We start from the raw sequence: 18730 nt of genomic DNA on the forward strand, positions 1-18730 counted from the left end.
TTCTATGTCAGATAAAGTGACGAAAATGCAAAGGCGTGTTTTCTATGTACACTTCGAATCAAATGAAATTAAATGGTGTTTCTAGTCATATGGTATCGCTCGGGGATTTTTGCGAGTTCATTTACTGATAAGGCAATGGGGTCTTATTCTGAAGTTTTATTCTTCAGAATGAGCCCCTTTTTATTTGTACTATAGTATCATTCAGAATTCTTCATGAATTATTAATTATATTTCTCTGAATGCGAGATTTATGGGGATTTTAAAAAAGTAGATTAAGGTGGTGGTGAAGCACTGAAACTTTGCAATGGGGAGTAATAATCACAACTAGAATTCGCATACACAACATCTTAGGGAGGTTTAATTATGGGAGAAAAGTTGAATGAAGAAAAGTTAAACACATCGCCATATGAATTAGATGGTAAGCCGCCTTTAAAGGAAGCAATTCCACTAGGAATTCAGCACGTGTTGGCGATGTTTGTAGGAAACGTAACGGTTCCTATTATTGTTGCAGGAGCCATTGGTTTAACGGTGGAAGATCGCGCGTTCTTGATACAGTGCGCCATGTTAATTGCAGGGGTCGCTACATTATTACAGGTTTATCGTATTGGACCAGTGGGAGCTAGACTACCAATCGTAATGGGAACTAGTTTTGGTTTTGTACCAATTGCAATTTCTGTTGGGAATACGTATGGGTTATCGGCCGTTTTTGGAGCTGCACTTATAGGTGGATTATTTGAAATGGTACTAGGGTCGTTCTTAAAACCATTACGTAAGCTATTCCCTCCTGTTGTAACAGGTACTGTACTTTTAACTATCGGATTATATTTAATTCCAACAGGTATGAATTATGTAGCTGGTGGAGTTGGTAAGCCAGACTTTGGTTCTTTCTCGAACTTGTTTTTAGCAGGACTTGTTTTTGTAACAATACTCATCTTTAATCAATACACAAAGGGTATGTTTAAAGTTGCTTCCATACTGATTGGTATGGTTGTGGGTTACATCGTTGCAATTCCTATGGGCAAGGTGAACTTTGATGCTGTAGTAAATGCACCTTGGTTCTCTATACCAATGCCTTTAGAATATGGCATTACATTTGTATGGCCTGCGATTTTCGCAATGTGTCTGATGTATGTTGTTACTGCGATTGAGACTGTAGGAGATATTTCGGGGATTACAGTTGGTGGAGCAAAGCGCGAAGCTACGGATGAAGAATTACGTGGCGGAATTATGGCCGATGGTCTTGGTAGTGTTCTTGCAGCGTTATTTAACGCTTTCCCGAATACATCGTTCAGTCAAAACGTAGGGATCGTTTCACTTACTGGAATCATGAGCCGATTCGTAGTGTTAATTGGTGCCGTATTCTTAATCTTAGCAGGTCTTTTCCCTAAGCTTGGTGCTATTATCGCGGTTATGCCGACAAGTGTACTTGGTGGAGCAGCAATCATTATGTTCGCAATGATTATGACATCAGGTATCGCAATGGTAAGTAGAGATTTAAGCCAGAGAAACTTGTTAATTCTTGCTTGCTCATTAGGCATAGGGCTTGGAGTAGGTAATGTTCCGGGAGTACTAGGAGCGTTTTCTGAAACAACGAAACTGATTCTTGGTGGTTCTGGCGGTATGGTAATCGCTGCATTCCTTGCAGTTATATTAAACGTTGTATTACCTAAGGGTACTGCTGATAGCAAACCAATTTGTGTATCAGAAGAGACAAAAATAGAAGCGTAAGAAAAAAGGTATTATTTTTCAATAGCGTATAATATAATGAAGCTATATTTAGTACTACTAAATTATTTTAGTAGTACTAAATATTTTTCAGAGTGTTTTACCTCAATAGGGGATCTATCATTGCCTAGAAATATTTGTCCAATCATGTAGCATATGGATAGATATATAGTCCTTACAGATGATAGAATGAAATAAAAATTAGATAGTCTCAATGAGGTGAGGATATGCTAAACATTTCATTACAGGTTAATGGGGTTTTGATACAACGTGAAGTAGACGAAAAAATGACATTGCTACAATTTTTACGCGACAACTTAGGCTTATTAGGTGCTAAGAATGGCTGCGCAAAGGGGCACTGTGGTACTTGTACGATTATTATAGATGGGGAAGCCAAGCGAGCCTGTTTAGTTCGTATGGGGAAAGTCAAGGACGGTTCCGTCATTGAAACCATCGAAGGACTTTCGGAAGACGGAGAGCTACATCCGATTCAATCGGCGTTTGTGACAGAAGGTGCGATTCAATGTGGCTTTTGCACGCCGGGAATGGTGTTAGCGACAAAGGCATTACTGGATAAGAACTTGGAGCCAACAGATGAAGAAATCAAGTTTGCACTAAAGAATAATCTTTGCCGCTGTACGGGCTATGTAACGATATTTCAGGCGGTTAGAACAGCAGCAAACATGCTACAGGAAATGAAAAAAGTAAACGAACAGGCAGATCAATATAACGGGAAGGAATTCAATCAATATACCGAATCTCAAGTAATGGGTGTGTCCAAGGTCCGTAAGGATGTTGTCGCAAAGGTGACTGGAAAAGGGATTTTTGCAGACGACTATTATGCAGAAGATATGCTATACGGTAGGCTACTATTTAGCACAGAATCCCATGCAGATATTCTAGCAATTGATACGAAGGAAGCAGAGTCACTACCAGGCGTAAAGCTCATTCTCACGGGCAAGGACATTCCTGGTCGTAATAGCTTTGGATTAATCGTTCCTCAGCAGCCGGTATTAGCAGAAAAGCGGATTCGATATTTAGGAGAAGCAGTGGCGGCAGTCTTTGCTGAGACGCAGGAAAAAGCCGATGAGGCTGTGAAACGCATTCGTGTTCAATATCAGCCATTACCTGCAGTTTTTTCAGCGGTAGAAGGCATGGAAGAAACGGCAGTGAAGGTCCATGACGCAGGAAATATCGTGGATCATGTAAAAGTGCGTAAAGGAAATTTAGAAAAAGGCTTTGCCAAAGCTGATATTATTATTGAAGGAAACTATTATACACCGGCTATCGAGCATGCGTATCTCGAGCCAGAAGCATGTTTAGTGAAACCTTTATTTGACGGATCTATAGAAATCTGGACAGGAAATCAGGGGTCAATACCTTTTCAGGATATGATTGCAAAAAGCTTAGATATGCCGTTAGAAAAAGTTAGAGTGATATATACCCCTTGTGGTGGCGCATTCGGTGGGAAGGAAGAACCTACGGTACAGATTCATGCCGCACTGGCAGCGATAAAGACAGGACTCCCAGTGAAAATGACGATGACGAGAGAAGATTCGATTCGCATGTCGACGAAAAGACATGCAGTTCACATATATATGAAACACGGTGTAACGAAAGACGGTAAGCTTGTAGCATTCGAATCAAAAGCGATATGCGATGCGGGGGCGTATATGTCTTTAACAAAACCTGTAGTATTCCGAGCAGCCGTTGTTGCCTCAGGTCCATATCAAATACCGAATGTAAAAGCAGATTCTTATGGTATCTATACCAATAATAATCCCGCCGGGGCATTTCGAGGATTTGGTAGCACCCAAGTAAGCTTTGCAGCGGAGATACAAATGGATAAATTGGCGACAGCATTATCGATGAATCCAGTTGAATTCCGTCGCTTAAATGGTCTTGATGTAGGTAAAGAAACGATTACAGGCCAAGTATTACGTGATGGTGTCGGATACTTAGAGACACTGAATGTAATTGATGAAGCAGTTAAGAGCAAATGGACACAATGGCTCAATGCATCTAAGGAGAAAATAAATAGTAACACAGGTACGAAGAAAATTGGCATAGGCTTTGCCAGCTCATATAAAAACGTAGGGTTAGGAACTGGAAAACCAGATTTTGCCGACGCGGCGTTAGAGCTACAAGAGAACGGTCGTTTACTCCTAAAAATCGGGGCAACCGATATTGGCCAAGGATCAGATACAGTTATGGCGCAGATTGCAGCGGCAGTTCTGCATATTGATTACGAGCTCATCGACGTTATTTCTTGTGATACTGCTTTATGTCCTGATGGTGGGATGACTACAGCTTCTCGTCAAACCTATGTGACTGGAAATGCAGTCAAGCTAGCAGCGGAAGAATGGAAACAAGCTTTAAATCAATTAGCGAATCGTTGTAGTCAACGGACAGATGCCTGTATGCAGTTTCAGGGTATGGCAGTAGAGAAACAGCAGTCAACGTTAAAGACAATCTACCAATGTGCTAAATCAAAAGGTACGAAACTAGAAGTCCTTACTAGATACAATCCACCAACAACATATCCATTACGTGCCAGTGCAGACCATGAGGCTGGCGTTACCGTTGAGGAGTTCGATATCCATTACGCGTATTGTTTTGGGACCCATGCTGCATTAGTAGAGGTTGATGAGGATACTGGGGAAGTGAAAGTTCTATCGATTTTTGCCGCCCAGGATGTAGGGAAAGCAATTCATCCGCAGAACGTAAAGGGGCAGATTGAAGGTTCAGTAGCGATGGGTGTCGGGTATGCATTATCGGAAGAATATATCATTCAGGACAATACAATTGTTACAGATACTCTAGCAAAGTTAAAGATTCCTAAAACGTTGGATATACCAGAAATAGAAACATTTATTGTGGAAGTAGATCAGCCAGATGGACCTTTGGGAGCAAAGGGGATGGGCGAGATTCCGATTAACCCAGTAGCACCGGCAATTGCTAACGCAATATATGATGCAGTTGGTGTTCGTATTCACTCCTTACCAATTAAAGCTAAGGTATTAAAGGAATTGATAGAGCAGAAAGCATAGAGCAGAGATCAAGAACAGCAGGGATTATAGAAAAGCAAAGATAGAAAAACATAGAATCTTTTAGATTACAAAAAAGGAGAGGGTAAAATGGTAGATTTATCATTAGAATTCTGTGGGGTAAAGTATCCGAATCCATTCGTTCTAGCAGCAGCACCAACAACAGACCACGCAGATATGGTAGCACGTGCATTTGAAGCAGGCTGGGGTGGGGCAGTACTAAAGACAACATCTGTAGAAAGTGAAGAAATTAATTTAGCGTACCCAATGATGGCGGGAACTGATTTTGAAAAGCGTAAGTTGATGGCGTTGCAAAATATTGATTTAATCTCGATTTACCATGTAGATGTTATCGAGAAAAGTGTGAAACAATTAAAGAAGGAATTCCCAGACCGCGTAGTCGTAGCTAGTATCATGGGACAGAAGAAGGAAGACTGGCAGGAGCTAGTGCGCCGTCTAGAAATTGCTGGGGCTGACATGATTGAATGTAGCTTTTCTTGTCCTCACGGGATGCCGGAAAAGGGTATGGGAAGTACAATCGGACAGAGTCCGGAGCTTACAGAGCGTACAGCCCGTTGGATCAAAGAAGCAGCGAAGAAGATTCCAGTGGTTATTAAACTCACTCCACAAATTGCAGATATTTCAGCATCGGCAGCAGCCGTTAAGGCTTCAGGAGCTGATGGGGTATCCGCTATTAACACAGTAAAAGGGATTATCGGTGTCGATATCGATAACTTCATTCCATATCCGAACGTAAACGGAAAGTCTTCGATTGGAGGGATTTCGGGAGCGGCAATAAAGCCCGTAGCTCTGCGTTGTGTAGCAGAAATTGCGAAAAAGGTCGATATCCCAATTACAGCCACAGGTGGTATTACGACATGGCAGGACGCAGTAGAATTTCTACTAATGGGTGCGAGAAACCTGCAATTATGTACTGTGGTTATGCAAAAAGGCTTTGGTGTAATTGATGAACTAGTGGATGGATTAACGGGTTATATGAAACGTCATGGTTTTCAATCGGTTGAAGAAATTGTCGGTAAAGCATTACCGAATTTAGTCGAGCATTCGCAACTTCCACGTCATCATAAAGCACTGGCTACTGTGAACCATGAAATTTGTATCAAATGTGGGCGCTGTACAATTGCCTGCTATGATGGTGGACACCAAGCAATTACTCGAGATGCAGATAAGCGCCCGATTGTTGATGAGCAGCGTTGCGTTGGGTGCGGTTTTTGTACAACGATTTGCCCAGTACCAAACTGCTTAACGATGAAGTTTCTTTAGGGGGTCCATTCTATGATTATCGTAGGAAATGGAACCGTAATTACTCTAGACGATCAACAAAGGGTAATAGAAAATGGCGCGGTCCTTATTGAGAAAGATAGGATACTAGATGTCGGGAAAACGGAAGACCTAATGCAAAGATTTTCTGATGTGACCTTTATTGACGCGAAGCATGGTCTGATAATGCCAGGTATGACGAATATTCATACCCACTTTTATAGTGCTTTTGCGAGAGGTATGGCTGTTCCGGGAGAGCCGGCTCAGAACTTTCCGCAAATTCTAGAGCGTTTATGGTGGAAACTTGATAAAGCATTGAACCTAGAAGCGGTATACTACAGCGCCCTCGTCTCAATGATAGAAAACATTAAAAACGGAACAACAACAATCATTGATCACCACGCCAGTCCATTTGCCGTAACTGAAAGCTTACTCCATATTGCAAAGGCGGCGGAGTTTACAGGTATCCGTACTTCCCTTTGCTACGAGGTATCTGATCGAGATGGCGAGAAAGTTACGAAACAAGGGATAGAAGAGAATAAGCGGTTTATTGAATATACACAGAAGGCTGATAATCCCCTTTTAAAAGGGACCTTTGGAATTCATGCTTCCTTTACTGTCAGTGACCAAACCCTTGAGCATTGTGCCACAGTCTGTAAGGATTTAAACTCAGGGATTCACATTCATGTGGCAGAGGATCGTTTTGATGTAGAAGAAACAGAAAGGCAATTTGGCATAAGTGTGGTAGAACGGTTAGAAAAGTTTAGGCTACTTGGCCCTAAGACAATTGCGGCCCACTGTGTTCATATCACGGAACAGGAGATTGATATTCTGGTAAGGACACAAACGGCTGTAGCCCATAACCCAGAATCGAATATGGGGAATGCCGTCGGATGTGCACCAATCAAAAAGTTTCTTGAAGCTGGTATGCGAGTGGGAATGGGTACGGATGGATATACCTCAGACATGTTTGAAGGCATAAAGGTTGGTAATCTTTTGCACAAGCATGAAAACAAGGATCCTCAAGCAGCATGGGTGGAAATTCCGCAAATGATATTTACGAACAACCGTGAAATCTTAACGAATCATTTTGGCCAACCGTTAGGTGTACTTAAGCCTGGAGCTTATGCAGATGTAATCACTATAGACTATCATCCGACAACACCGATTCATAAGGACAATTACTATGGTCACTTATTGTTTGGGGTATCTGGTGGAATGGTGAATACCACAATTATCGGAGGTAAAATCCGTATGTGTGATCGTCAGCTTGTTGAAATAGATGAAAAAGAAATCACAAGAATGGCGCGCCAGCTAGCAAAGACTCTATGGAGTCAATTGTAGAACACAAAACACAAAACACAAAACAAAAACACAAAGCACCAAAGTTAAATATCACAGAAAACAAAGAATACCGAAAAAATTAATAGTAGAAAAATATAGAACCAGCAGAATTAGCAGGAGGTGACTAGGGTGCTAGGGGAACGAATTCGTACAAAACGAAAAGAATTAAATATGAGTATTAAAGAAGTAGCAGATAAAACAGGTCTTACCTCTGGCTTTATCAGTCAAGTGGAGCGAGATTTGGCTGACCCTTCGATTACTTCCTTAAGAAGAATTGCCGAGGCCCTTGAGGTCCCAATCTTTTATTTTCTCATGGAAACTAAGGAACAGAATCCTGTGGTAAGGAAGCATGAACGGAAAAAGTTGAACTTTCCATCGTCTCATTTAACCTATGAGCTCCTAACACCTGATCTCAATCGGCAAATGGAAATGTTCATGGCGCGGTTAGAGCCGGGGGCAGTCACTTGTGAGGAACCTTTAAGCCATCCAGGCGAAGAAGGAATCGTAGTGATGCAAGGGAAAATGAAGATCACAATTGGCAACGATGAATATGTACTCGATGAAGGAGATAGTATTTACTATTTATCAAGTATTCCCCATAAGATAGAAAGTACGGGGACGGAGGACTTACTGTTTATATCCTCTGTCACACCACCAGCGTTTTAAAATACAAGGGGTGATATGCATGAAGAAGTTATTAGGTTTTACATGTACCATATGTAATAAGGACTTGGAATGGAATCCTAGTACCTACACCTGCCCTAGTTGTGGTACTGAGGGAATCCTCGATGTGAAATACGATTATGAGTTCTTGAAAGGACATATCGACAAGAAATATTTTGCAGAAAATAAGAACTATACGATGTGGCGGTATGCACCACTCATGTCTATCGAAGGGAAAAAGCTAAAGCAAACCTTAAAGGTGGGCTGGACGCCTCTATACCGTTCGGAGCGGCTTGCCAAGCACCTTGGCTTAGAGAAACTATATATAAAAGATGATGGACTAAATCCTACGGGTTCGTTAAAGGATCGAGCATCGGCAGTAGCTGTAGCGAAGGCTATGGAAGCTGGTTGGGACACGATTGCATGTAGCTCCACGGGAAATGCAGCATCTTCATTAGCGGGGAACGCCGCAAGTATGGGCTTGAAGACGGTGATTTTCGTACCGGAACGTGCGCCGCAGGGAAAGGTCGCTCAACTCCTCATCTATGGCGCCAATGTTATCAGTGTTAAGGGGAATTATCAGCAGACCTTTGAAATGTCAGCAGCAGCTATTGAGAAATGGGGCTGGTATAATCGGAACGCAGCAATTAACCCGCATTTAGTCGAAGGGAAAAAGACGGTTTCCCTAGAGATTGCAGAGCAGTTGGAATGGCAGGTACCAGATTGGGTCGTAGTCTCTGTAGGTGATGGTTGTACGGTGGCTGGTGTTTACAAGGGATTCTATGACTTACATCAGATTGGCTTAATTGATAGAATTCCCAAAATACTAGCTGTTCAAGCGGCGGGCTGTAGCCCTTTATATAAGGCATTCCTAGAGAATAAGCCGTTCGAACCAACAGAAGAGAATACCATTGCCGATAGTATTGCAGTAGGTGTACCACGCAATCCAATTAAGGCACTTCGAGCAGTCAAGGACTCCCAAGGTACGTATATTACAGTTACCGATGAAGAGATTCTAGCAGCTATGAAACTATTAGGTTCACTGGAAGGAATCTTTGGAGAGCCAGCAGGTGTGACAGGGCTTGCAGGGCTGATAAAGGCATTACAGGAGCAGACAATTGTAAGTACGGAAAGCGTTGCATTCATCTGTACAGGGAATGGCCTAAAGGACGTACAGAATGCGATTCAAGCAGCAGGAGAGCCATTGAAACTTGAGCCAGATGTGAAAGAGCTAGATAAAATAGACTTATTCCATAATATGAAATAATCAATAGATAGCAATGAAATATTAAAGTGATTAAAGAGATAGAATCTATTAGGTATTACGATAGAACCGTTTGGGAGGAAGTTACATGGCAGATGCTTTTGCAAGCAAAATGGTAGACTTTTGTCAGAGATTAATACGCATTCCTAGCATTTCCGGCGAGGAAGAAGAAGTAGCGAAGTGTATTGCTACTGAAATGAAAACCCTTGGATATGATGAGATTTGGATTGATAAGTATGGTAATGTCATAGGAAAAATTAAAGGAACAGGCATTTCTGCTGATGGCTCAAAGCCAAAATCGATTCTTTTCGATGGGCATATTGATACAGTCCCTGTTTCTGACACGAACCAATGGACGAAGAAGCCATATGGCGGCGATATTATGGATGGAAAAGTGTATGGTCGTGGTGCAACGGATATGAAGGGTGCCGTTGCGGCGATGGTCTATGCTGCGGGAGCAATCGCCCAAAGTGGCGAAAGGCCTGCGGGAGATATTTATGTCAGTGGAACTGTTCATGAAGAAATTTTTGAAGGAATTGCCTTTGACAATGTTCTCAATGAAACGAGTCCAGATGTGGTCGTTATAGGCGAAGCCACAGAATTGAAATTAAACATAGGGCAGCGTGGACGCGGGGAAATCGCCATCTATAACTACGGGAAATCAGCCCATTCCGCCAATCCGCAAGTGGGAATTAACGCAGTCGTGAAAATGTACCCAATCATCCAAGAGTTAGAGAAGTTAGAGCCTACAGTGCACCCTGTGCTAGGAAAGGGAATCGCTGTAGTCACAGATATTATCTCCACACCATATCCTGGTGCATCCGTAGTACCGAATCAATGCCGAATTACGATTGACCGAAGACTGCTTGTAGGTGAAACGGAAGAGAGCGTAATTGCTCAATTACAAGAGGTCATTGATAAGGCTAAAGCAGTAGATACGGAAATCTCCGCTAAGGTAGAATTCGTCCGTGGTGAGGCGAATTGCTACACGGGAGAGAAAATGAACGGACTACGTTTCTTCCCAGGCTGGTTATTAGATCGGAATAGCGAAACAGTATTAACAGCGGAAAAGGCATTACAAGACTCTGGACTAGAAGCAGTGATTAATACGTACTCATTCTGCACCAACGGAAGCCAAAGCGCAGGAGTAAGGGGCATTGATACCATAGGGTTTGGGCCATCTAGAGAAAATCTTGCCCACTCCGTAGACGAATACATTGAGATTAGCCAATTAGAAGGTGCAATGAAGGGCTATATCGCATTAGCGCAAGCAATCGCGAAGTAAGACAAAATTGGATCATTGAAAACAATAGAACTTTACAAAATCACAACTTTACAAAATCAAATAAAAGAGGAGATTCTAAAATGACAAACAACAAGGTACCATTTGGTCCAACGTATGAAGAAATGCTAAATCCTGACACCATAAACCCACAAATCCGTCAGCAAGCAATCCAAGCGGCTGAGCAGAATGAACTTGATCCAATCAATCTTTTCAACATTTCTTGGAAGGATAAAGAGGGGCAAGTCCGCAAAGTAGTGCTACCAAAGGAACTAACAGGTGTAGATGCGAACATAGTAGTCATGCTTGGAACATACTTCCCATCAGGCTCTCATAAAGTAGGGCCAGCGTATTCCACACTGATCGAAGGTTGCGTAGATGGCGAAATTCTTCCTGGCGAGCATACGATTTTAGGTCCATCAACAGGAAACTTTGGAATTGGTGTATCGTATATCTGTAACCTAATGGGTTATGATGCAATCGTAATCATGCCAGATAACATGAGTAAAGAGCGTTATGAGCGTATTCAAAGATATGGGGCGAAGCTTGATTTAACGCCGGGCACAGAATCAGATGTCATTTTAACATTACAAAGAACCTATGAATTAAAGAAAGATCCTAAGAATAGACCATTAGCACAGTTTGAGCTAATGCCGAACTACCGATTCCACCGCCATGTAACAGGAAACTCTGCAATTGAGGCAGTCAAAGGCATAGGCAATGGCCGTGTTGCTTGCTTTACAAGTGCGCCAGGATCTGCGGGCACAATTGCTGCAGGGGACCAAATCAAAGCAGTCTTCCCAGAAGCAAAGATTGTTGCTCTTGAGCCATATGAGTGCTCTACATTAGCAAATGGCGGTCTAGGCCAACACCGTATTGAAGGTATCGGCGACAAGATGTGTACACTAATCCATAACGTATTAACGACAGACTTCGTAACCCTTGTGAAGGATGATGAATGTGTACGTGGTTTACAAGTGGTGCAAGAGAGATTTAAAGAGCTGACTGGGTTGTTCGGAGTATCAGGGCTTTGCAACATCCTTGGTGCAATTAAGATGGCGAAGTATCTGAAGCTTGGGCCAGACGACAACGTAGTGACAATTGCTACGGATGGTTTTGACCGTTATAATTCCGTACTTGAGGAACTGGCTGAGCGTGAACTAGAAGTAACAGATAATGTATTGGATCGTTGGTATCGTGATATTTTCATGGAAGCAGACACGAGACATGTGTATGATTTCCGTGGCCAAGATGGCAAAGAGCAGCTATTTAAGCAGAAAGAACATGACTGGTTGCCGTTCGGATATGCTCAGGAATACCTTGACGCTATGAAGTCTATGGAATTCTGGGATAGCGAATATGAGAAGTACAAGGAATATGACGAGAAAATCAAAGAAAAGCGCGGAAAATAGTTAAAGGAGGGCGGCAATCATTTTGCCGTCCTTAAATTTTTGCTTTATTGATATTTAATAAACATTTAAGTTGAGCGAATCGCGCTATTACAGTACACTGAGAATATGTGAGCATAACTATTAAAAGTTAAGACTAATAAGATTGGGTAAAATAAGCAGGAGATATAGTGCGGAGGAACTTTGCATGGAGCACAAGTTAGAATGTTGTGATATCACAATACGGATAGCAACGGAAGATGATTTTTTAGAGGTATGGGGGTTATTACAACCAGTATTTCAAAAAGGTGATAGCTACCCACATCCGCCGGAGATGACAGAGGAAGAAGCATTTCATCTGTGGATGGAAGTACCTATTGCAACCTATGTAGCCATCCAAGACCATAAGCCAATAGGAACATATTACATTAAGGCGAATCAAATTGGCCTAGGAAACCATGTTTGCAACTCGGGCTACGTGGTAAGCCCAGAAGCAAGGGGGCTAGGACTTGGGAGGATGTTATGTGAACATTCTAAAGCGCAAGCAAAGGCCCTTGGATTTTTGGCGATGCAGTTTAATTTTGTCGTTAGTACGAACACGATAGCCGTAAATCTATGGCAAAGCTGTGGGTTTTCGATCGTAGGAACACTTCCTAAGGCGTTTCGTCATCTGGAAAAAGGCCTAGTAGACGCCTATGTCATGTATCATTGGTTAGAATAAGCTAGGCATGGTAGAATAGCGATAAAGGAGTGAGTGAAGATGACATATAAAGATTTTTTTCTTGAGATAGGCTATTGGATAAGAACAACCCTGGTTGTTTTTGCATGTTCATTGTTAATTACGGTATTTGTCTTGCAGCCTTATGAAGTAAATGGTAGTTCCATGGAACCAACATTTATCGGGGAAGATCCTCATAACAAGGAACAAGAGGGAGATCGTGTGTTCATTTTCAAGACTCCGTATTTACTTGGCAGCGAACCGAAATATGGCGATATGGTAGTGATAGATAGTGGTTTTAGCGAAAAGAGAACAATCATTAAGAGACTTAAAGATAGTCCATTAATTCGAATGATTGATAAGACTAAGCAGGATAGCGACAGCAAGTACTGGATAAAAAGGGTGATTGGGGAAGCGGGCGATACGTTAGAGTTTATCGATGGCTATATTTATCGGAATGGCGTACCATTAGCAGAACCGTATATTATTGATCAAATGGTGTTCCCTTTCGAACCAGTGGAAGTCCCAGAAGGACATGTCTTCTTAATGGGAGATAACCGTAACAATAGCTATGATAGCCGTCAAGTTGGCCCTATACCGACAGATCATGTAGTGGGTAAGGTGTCCTTCCGATACTACCCGTTTAATCGAATGACAATGTTTTAATAGAGAGAAACTACCTTTTGATGAAATCAAACCACTCTAAACCGTAATAAGATACCAGTCCCATACCCACAGCCCATACGACAAGGCTAATGGTCATCCAAACCAAAGTAGCGCGCTTTGAGCTTTTCAATGCTAGGGCCATTACGGCAGCTAGATGGATCCCAGTAATTGCAGGTGCTAATAGGGCTAATCCAGGAAGACCGTACCGATTCCAAATTCTCTGTGCGCGTTTTCCTTTTTTAGTTCCTTCTTCAACTTGAGTGGATTCTCCTACAATCTGAGCAGGTTCCTCATCCGTCCGTTCAATAGAAGTTTGGCGTTCTCTGCGCTTTGCGCGCCAGATTTGCCATTTTTCATATAGTACAATAATGAGCAGAACTGGTAGCCAATTCCCTATAAAGGCAACAGCAGTAACCCAGAATGGTGATAGGCCTGCGGCGATTCCAATCGGTATAACTACGGCAATCTCTATCCACGGGATAGCGGCTAAGGTGAAAATTACAACATACTCCCATAACTCAACCAAAAAACTCATCATTCTGCCCCATTCTGAAATATTTTTACTTACATATTGTATACTATTGTTAAGAAATCTCAAAACTAATGCATAGTAATAATACAGACGTTGCATTATTATGATAAGGGGTGTATGGATGGTTCATCGAACGCAGTCAAAGGTAGTGGTAGTAGGGATAGGAAATGTTGGTGCCACATTGGCGTATACATTGGCAATTAAGGGTGGAATTCAAGAGCTAGTCCTTATTGATATTAACGAACAGAAAGCACGAGGAGACATGCTAGACATTAACCATGGTCTGCCGTTATTGCACCCGATTCAGATTAAAGTAGGAGATTATTCTGACTGTAAGGATGCCGACATCATTGTTCTAACGGCAGGGGCCAATCAGAAACCAGGGGAAACAAGGATTGACCTGCTAAACAAGAATGCATCAATCTTTAAAACGATGATTCATGAAATTACCAAGCACACGACAACAGCTATTTTATTAGTAGCCACAAACCCTGTAGATGTACTTACATACTACACGTGGAAAGAATCCGGCTATCCGAAAGAAAAGGTTATTGGTTCAGGAACAGTACTCGACTCCGCAAGATTCCGCTACTTATTAAGTCAGAAGTTAGATGTCGATCCAAGAAGTGTGCATGCACATATTATCGGTGAACATGGGGATTCAGAACTCGCTGTATGGAGCTTGGCGAATGTAGGTGGGGTTACCCTCGAGCATTGGACACAACAGATACTGACAGCAGAAGAAAAGCAGGATATCTATGAAAAGACGAGAGACGCAGCCTATGAAATCATACAAGCGAAAGGCGCAACCTACTATGCGATTGCCGTAGCACTTGACCGTATTGTTCGTGCCATATTAGGAAATGAAAATGCAGTACTATCTGTATCCTCATATATAGAAGACTATTACGATGTGGAAGATGTGTTTATGGGAATACCATCGATTATCAATCGAGATGGTGTAAAACAGGTCATATCGTTACCACTTAATGAAGAAGAACAGAAGGCTTTCCAAGCCTCAGCGAAGAAAATAAAGGATATAAATCGACAATTACCCTAAAAAGCAAGCAATGAACCCCTTAATTCGAAAGGGGTTTTTTGTTGTAAATGAATTCCAGTAAAGATATAATTTTGCTATGCTATACAATAAAATAATGAGGAACATATAGCTTGCGTATTCTGCTGGGTTACGCGTAGGTGAGATAACATCACTTAGACCAGAGGATATAGATTTTGACCGCAAGTTAATTCACATCAAAAGTGCTAAGGGCAGAAAAGATCGTTATACACTATTGTCAGTTACGGTCTTACAATATCTTAAGGATTACATTAATACGGAAAGACCTGGGAAGTGGCTATTCCCAGGTGAAAGCGAAAGTCGACATTTACATGAAAGGTCGCTTCAAAAGGTTTTTAAAAAAGCATGCGATAGTGCAAAAATTAATAAAGAAGTATCATTACATAGCTTGCGGCACTCATTTGCTACCCATTTACTAGAAGGAGGTACAGATTTGCGATATATTCAAGAACTACTAGGACATAATAATTCAAAGACAACAGAAATCTATACACATGTTACAAAAACAAGTCTATCAAATATTAAAAGTCCGCTAGATAAATTAACACTATAATATACCACTAGAGTATATTTACCCGAAACACTATTCGCCTAACAATCCATTTTAGGAGCTTAGACGAACCTATTGTTCGGTAAAGAAGTAGTTAGCAGACATCATCATCTCGGTTTCGGGGAGGTTATTATGAGTAAGAGAAAATCTAAGTTACAGACAATATCATTTTATATCTTTGTTGTAGCAGCAATAATATTAGTGCTCAGTCCAATTTTGCTAAAGATCGATTTGCTTAAAGCTATATTGAATTGGATTTTATTTGATTTGAGAACTTATAAGAGTGACTATATTGCTTTGGTTGGGGGTATGGTAGGCGCGGGATTGGCTGTCAGTAGTGCTATATATGTACAAGCTAGATCAAATATCGCCAAAGAGACAGAAGAACTGATTGTTGCCCATAAGAAGATGAAAAATCGTTCAAATGTTATTTCAACGTATATTGAAAGAGAATTGAAGATGCTATGGGGATTGTGGATATGGGCACGATATGAGACTCCATATAGAAGTTTTAATGGTCGAGAAGTACCGTTCGAGCCATATAAAATAAATCAAGACAATATACTGGAAAATTTTTTGGAAATCGAGAAAGAGCTCTCTGAAATATCTGCAAACACTTTTTATGACTTGTTTTATTTTGCCGAAATGGTTAATGGTTATATCGAATACTATAAATCAGCATATCAAGAAGAGATGTATATTGATTCACGTAGCGGTTATTCTCAGGGCGGGATTGATTTAAAAACAGAATACAGACCAAGTGTAAGATTGTATGAGATTACTCAGATTCTTAGCAGCTTAATTGATGAGAAGAAAGTAAATTTATTTTTCCAAGATAAGAGCGAATTTGAATCGTGGGATGATTATTATACAAGAGTGTCTAATGTGCGTAATCAGTTAATGAACACTGAAAATGATGTCTTGGACCAAATAAATAAAGATCCACAATTAGTCCCTAAAGAAGAGCACTTCCATTTGTCCTCGAGACGTATTTTGGATAAGTGGTTAATGTTCAGGAGCGAGGAGCATATTGAAGATTGTTATATAGGCTACGTAGATAAGATTATATCATTGAAGTCTGAAATAGAAGATGTTGAAAAGCAATATAAGCTTGAGAAGAAAATAATGGTAGAGAAAATTGATTCCCCAAGGTACTCTAGTAATGTTGAGGCTCTTATTAAAGATCTGAAGGCTATGTAATAAGTGGGTCGATGAAGACATCTGCTAACACCAGCTTCACGCTCCAGGTCACTCTGAGAAGCGAGTGACCAAATCCAGCCCCCTAAGCCCGTCGGGACGTCACCGCATTAGGCGTTCGCAGGCTCACAGCCATAAGCGGAGACTCTAAGGGGTCAGGACGTCGTGAAGCCAAAACGTTATACAACATAGGAAGCAGTTTTACGCAAAGAATAGAAAAATACAAAAAAATAATATAGAATGTAATCAAAAGAAGGATTTGGGGTGAATATTATGAAATGGCAAGACGTAAGAAACCAGTATCCAGAAAAATGGGTTTTAATTGAGGCGTTAAATGCAGAGTCATCGGACAACAGAAGAACAATTAAAGAGATGGCAGTAATTTCAGATTTCACCAAATCATCAGATGCATGGAAAGAATATAAAAAGATACATCTAGAGGACAGAACTAGAGAATTGTATATTTTCCACACTTGCAATGAAGATGTTGAAGTAACAGAAGAAAAATTTGTGGGAATACGAAGTGGGAGATATAATTGAAAATCCGAATAGAAAACGGCTTGCCAATCGTTTCGTTGAGAATAGAATACCAGGATAAAAAAATAGAATTAAATAATGTTTTAATTGATACAGGTTCATCAAATACGATTATCGATGCCGATCTAGCAGGTGAAGTGGGAATTGAAATTGACCCATTTAAAGGCAAAGCTAAAAGGATGTATGGAGTAGGCGGAGAGAGTGAATTGTGTTATGAGCAACCAGTATCAAGATTAACAATAGATGCAAATGTCTTAGAAGGTTTTAGATTGCAACTGGGAATTACGCGAGAGACTTATGGATTTGATGCAATATTAGGATCGGATTACTTTATAGCACAAAAATCAATAATAGATTATAAAACATATTCGATTAAATAGTATGTAATAGCAAACTACGTTGTATAACAACGCATCTACGCTCGGTTGTACGAGGAATAAGCAAAGAAGTTAATACAGACAACACGTGACCCAGCCTAACATAAGAGCTATGTAAGGCTGGGTCATGTCGTAGATGCTGAACGTTAGAAGATATATTGAAGCGAATTAAGATGGACGAGGTGGATATGTTGACGAATTCTATTATAGAAACAAAAAAAGCATATAACGCAAGCATTGATCAAAAAGCATTTGAAATTGCGCAAAAATATGTTAGTGATAAGAAAATAACAATAGAAATATTACGTGCAATTAATGAATTATATCAATCTGCCAAGCTAAACGACTATGATGAAGTAAATTTTGAATCGGCATATCATAATCCTATCACATCTGATGTTGAATTTTTAATTGCTAGAGTTATATATCATATTGCTAGTTTTAAAGACCTTTACTGGAAGGTGTTGCTAAGAAGGCAAAAGAACAAATGCGCGCCAGATATAAGAATTGAACATGAAGGGAATACGTTATTTGTTATTGAAATTAAAGTGAAAGCTGGATGGATACAACAAATATTTTCTGACAAAAGAGTAGAACATGATAAAGAAAGATTCGAAAAAGGTCTCATTGATAAGAGTCCAGAGCGAAAAATAATTGAGTTGAAAGAACAATTTGAGAAGTACCAAAATGCATTTGATATTAAGAAGAATAAAATCTTTGTTTTGATTGCTAGTTTAAGCAATGTGCATAGAAAAAAGTACTTAGATGCAAATATTAAAACCTATAAGGATACTTTTTTAAGAAACTCTAATTTGCCAGAACAAAATTTAGTCGTTCTTTCTGATAACTTAGACATTGATTTAAGTTCAGAAAAGGACGATTCATTATATAGACCTAGTGAAGATTTTGAAACGATGTTAAAGATTATGTTTAGTAGGTAAAGTCATCATACATCTTCTAACAACGCATCAGCACAAGGGTGCGGAAGCATTTGATACAAGAAGAAACGCAAAGTTGTATAAGCATGAAGCAACTGCCGCACTACACCCCTGAGCCTAACCTAGTCGCCTTGACCGAGGCT

At 40.6% G+C, this 18730-nt stretch carries 16 protein-coding genes and 1 pseudogene; 16 read left to right on the top strand and 1 reads right to left on the bottom strand.

The features are described from left to right. Positions 1-363 precede the first annotated feature (363 nt). The 10 genes from BHU72_RS13985 to lepB all read left to right on the top strand — a co-directional run bounded on the left by BHU72_RS13985 (position 364) and on the right by lepB (position 13378). Positions 364-1728 carry a uracil-xanthine permease family protein gene (locus tag BHU72_RS13985; RefSeq protein ID WP_069703249.1) on the top strand — a complete coding sequence of 455 codons (1365 nt, stop codon included), beginning with the start codon at positions 364-366 and terminating at the stop codon, positions 1726-1728. Positions 1729-1952: 224 nt separating this feature from the next. After that, on the top strand, positions 1953-4775 hold the full coding sequence (locus tag BHU72_RS13990; RefSeq protein WP_069703250.1) for a molybdopterin-dependent oxidoreductase: 2823 nt from the start codon (positions 1953-1955) through the stop codon (positions 4773-4775). A gap of 87 nt (positions 4776-4862) precedes the next feature. Continuing rightward, entirely contained in the window at positions 4863-6056 is a 1194-nt protein-coding gene (gene preA / locus BHU72_RS13995; protein WP_069703251.1) for an NAD-dependent dihydropyrimidine dehydrogenase subunit PreA, read from the top strand. Positions 6057-6068: 12 nt separating this feature from the next. Further along, positions 6069-7397 carry a putative aminohydrolase SsnA gene (gene ssnA, locus BHU72_RS14000; protein ID WP_069703252.1) on the top strand — a complete coding sequence of 443 codons (1329 nt, stop codon included), beginning with the start codon at positions 6069-6071 and terminating at the stop codon, positions 7395-7397. 129 nt (positions 7398-7526) lie between these two features. Beyond that, entirely contained in the window at positions 7527-8063 is a 537-nt protein-coding gene (locus BHU72_RS14005) for a cupin domain-containing protein (RefSeq protein WP_069703253.1), read from the top strand. Positions 8064-8082: 19 nt separating this feature from the next. Further along, positions 8083-9327, top strand: coding sequence for a threonine synthase (gene thrC, locus BHU72_RS14010; protein ID WP_069703254.1), 1245 nt, complete (start codon positions 8083-8085; stop codon positions 9325-9327). Positions 9328-9412: 85 nt separating this feature from the next. Then, on the top strand, positions 9413-10609 hold the full coding sequence (locus tag BHU72_RS14015) for a YgeY family selenium metabolism-linked hydrolase (RefSeq protein ID WP_069703255.1): 1197 nt from the start codon (positions 9413-9415) through the stop codon (positions 10607-10609). Positions 10610-10689: 80 nt separating this feature from the next. Next, a complete protein-coding gene (locus BHU72_RS14020; RefSeq protein WP_069703256.1) occupies positions 10690-12018 on the top strand; it encodes a PLP-dependent cysteine synthase family protein in 1329 nt (442 codons plus the stop codon). A 184-nt stretch (positions 12019-12202) separates the two neighbouring features. Then, positions 12203-12715, top strand: a complete 513-nt coding sequence (locus BHU72_RS14025) for a GNAT family N-acetyltransferase (RefSeq protein WP_083248496.1) — start codon at positions 12203-12205, stop codon at positions 12713-12715. Positions 12716-12754: 39 nt separating this feature from the next. Continuing rightward, positions 12755-13378: a signal peptidase I gene (gene lepB, locus BHU72_RS14030; RefSeq protein WP_069703257.1), complete on the top strand. Its 624-nt coding sequence runs from the start codon at positions 12755-12757 to the stop codon at positions 13376-13378. 10 nt (positions 13379-13388) lie between these two features. On the opposite strand, the gene BHU72_RS14035 is transcribed toward lepB, so the two are convergent. After that, positions 13389-13913 (bottom strand): small multi-drug export protein, encoded by a 525-nt coding sequence (locus BHU72_RS14035; RefSeq protein WP_069703258.1) that lies wholly within the window; start codon positions 13911-13913, stop codon positions 13389-13391. A 118-nt stretch (positions 13914-14031) separates the two neighbouring features. On the opposite strand from BHU72_RS14035, the gene BHU72_RS14040 reads away from it, so the two are divergent. The 6 genes and pseudogenes from BHU72_RS14040 to BHU72_RS14060 all read left to right on the top strand — a co-directional run bounded on the left by BHU72_RS14040 (position 14032) and on the right by BHU72_RS14060 (position 18590). After that, positions 14032-14970: an L-lactate dehydrogenase gene (locus tag BHU72_RS14040; RefSeq protein WP_069703259.1), complete on the top strand. Its 939-nt coding sequence runs from the start codon at positions 14032-14034 to the stop codon at positions 14968-14970. A 121-nt stretch (positions 14971-15091) separates the two neighbouring features. Next, positions 15092-15541, top strand: a pseudogene (locus tag BHU72_RS15520) (tyrosine-type recombinase/integrase); the annotation flags it as partial. Positions 15542-15670: 129 nt separating this feature from the next. Next, positions 15671-16738 (top strand): hypothetical protein, encoded by a 1068-nt coding sequence (locus BHU72_RS14045; RefSeq protein ID WP_069703260.1) that lies wholly within the window; start codon positions 15671-15673, stop codon positions 16736-16738. A 270-nt stretch (positions 16739-17008) separates the two neighbouring features. Then, complete coding sequence (locus BHU72_RS14050) at positions 17009-17275, top strand: hypothetical protein (protein ID WP_069703261.1); 267 nt, start codon at positions 17009-17011, stop codon at positions 17273-17275. Next, positions 17272-17652 (top strand): retropepsin-like aspartic protease, encoded by a 381-nt coding sequence (locus BHU72_RS14055; RefSeq protein WP_069703262.1) that lies wholly within the window; start codon positions 17272-17274, stop codon positions 17650-17652. Before BHU72_RS14050 ends, BHU72_RS14055 begins: the two co-directional genes overlap by 4 nt. Positions 17653-17837: 185 nt before the next feature. Next, complete coding sequence (locus BHU72_RS14060; RefSeq protein ID WP_176720503.1) at positions 17838-18590, top strand: hypothetical protein; 753 nt, start codon at positions 17838-17840, stop codon at positions 18588-18590. Positions 18591-18730 lie beyond the last annotated feature (140 nt).

It is taken from the genome of Desulfuribacillus stibiiarsenatis (assembly GCF_001742305.1).
GTDB lineage: Bacteria > Bacillota > Bacilli > Desulfuribacillales > Desulfuribacillaceae > Desulfuribacillus_A > Desulfuribacillus_A stibiiarsenatis.

Coding starts and splice junctions, on each gene's coding strand:
- preA (WP_069703251.1), top strand. CDS start 4,863: ATGGTAGATTTATCATTAGAATTCTGTGGGGTAAAGTATCCGAATCCA.
- BHU72_RS14020 (WP_069703256.1), top strand. CDS start 10,690: ATGACAAACAACAAGGTACCATTTGGTCCAACGTATGAAGAAATGCTA.
- BHU72_RS13990 (WP_069703250.1), top strand. CDS start 1,953: ATGCTAAACATTTCATTACAGGTTAATGGGGTTTTGATACAACGTGAA.
- BHU72_RS14015 (WP_069703255.1), top strand. CDS start 9,413: ATGGCAGATGCTTTTGCAAGCAAAATGGTAGACTTTTGTCAGAGATTA.
- lepB (WP_069703257.1), top strand. CDS start 12,755: ATGACATATAAAGATTTTTTTCTTGAGATAGGCTATTGGATAAGAACA.
- BHU72_RS14060 (WP_176720503.1), top strand. CDS start 17,838: ATGTTGACGAATTCTATTATAGAAACAAAAAAAGCATATAACGCAAGC.
- BHU72_RS14035 (WP_069703258.1), bottom strand. CDS start 13,913: ATGAGTTTTTTGGTTGAGTTATGGGAGTATGTTGTAATTTTCACCTTA.
- ssnA (WP_069703252.1), top strand. CDS start 6,069: ATGATTATCGTAGGAAATGGAACCGTAATTACTCTAGACGATCAACAA.
- BHU72_RS13985 (WP_069703249.1), top strand. CDS start 364: ATGGGAGAAAAGTTGAATGAAGAAAAGTTAAACACATCGCCATATGAA.
- thrC (WP_069703254.1), top strand. CDS start 8,083: ATGAAGAAGTTATTAGGTTTTACATGTACCATATGTAATAAGGACTTG.
- BHU72_RS14045 (WP_069703260.1), top strand. CDS start 15,671: ATGAGTAAGAGAAAATCTAAGTTACAGACAATATCATTTTATATCTTT.
- BHU72_RS14050 (WP_069703261.1), top strand. CDS start 17,009: ATGAAATGGCAAGACGTAAGAAACCAGTATCCAGAAAAATGGGTTTTA.
- BHU72_RS14040 (WP_069703259.1), top strand. CDS start 14,032: ATGGTTCATCGAACGCAGTCAAAGGTAGTGGTAGTAGGGATAGGAAAT.
- BHU72_RS14025 (WP_083248496.1), top strand. CDS start 12,203: ATGGAGCACAAGTTAGAATGTTGTGATATCACAATACGGATAGCAACG.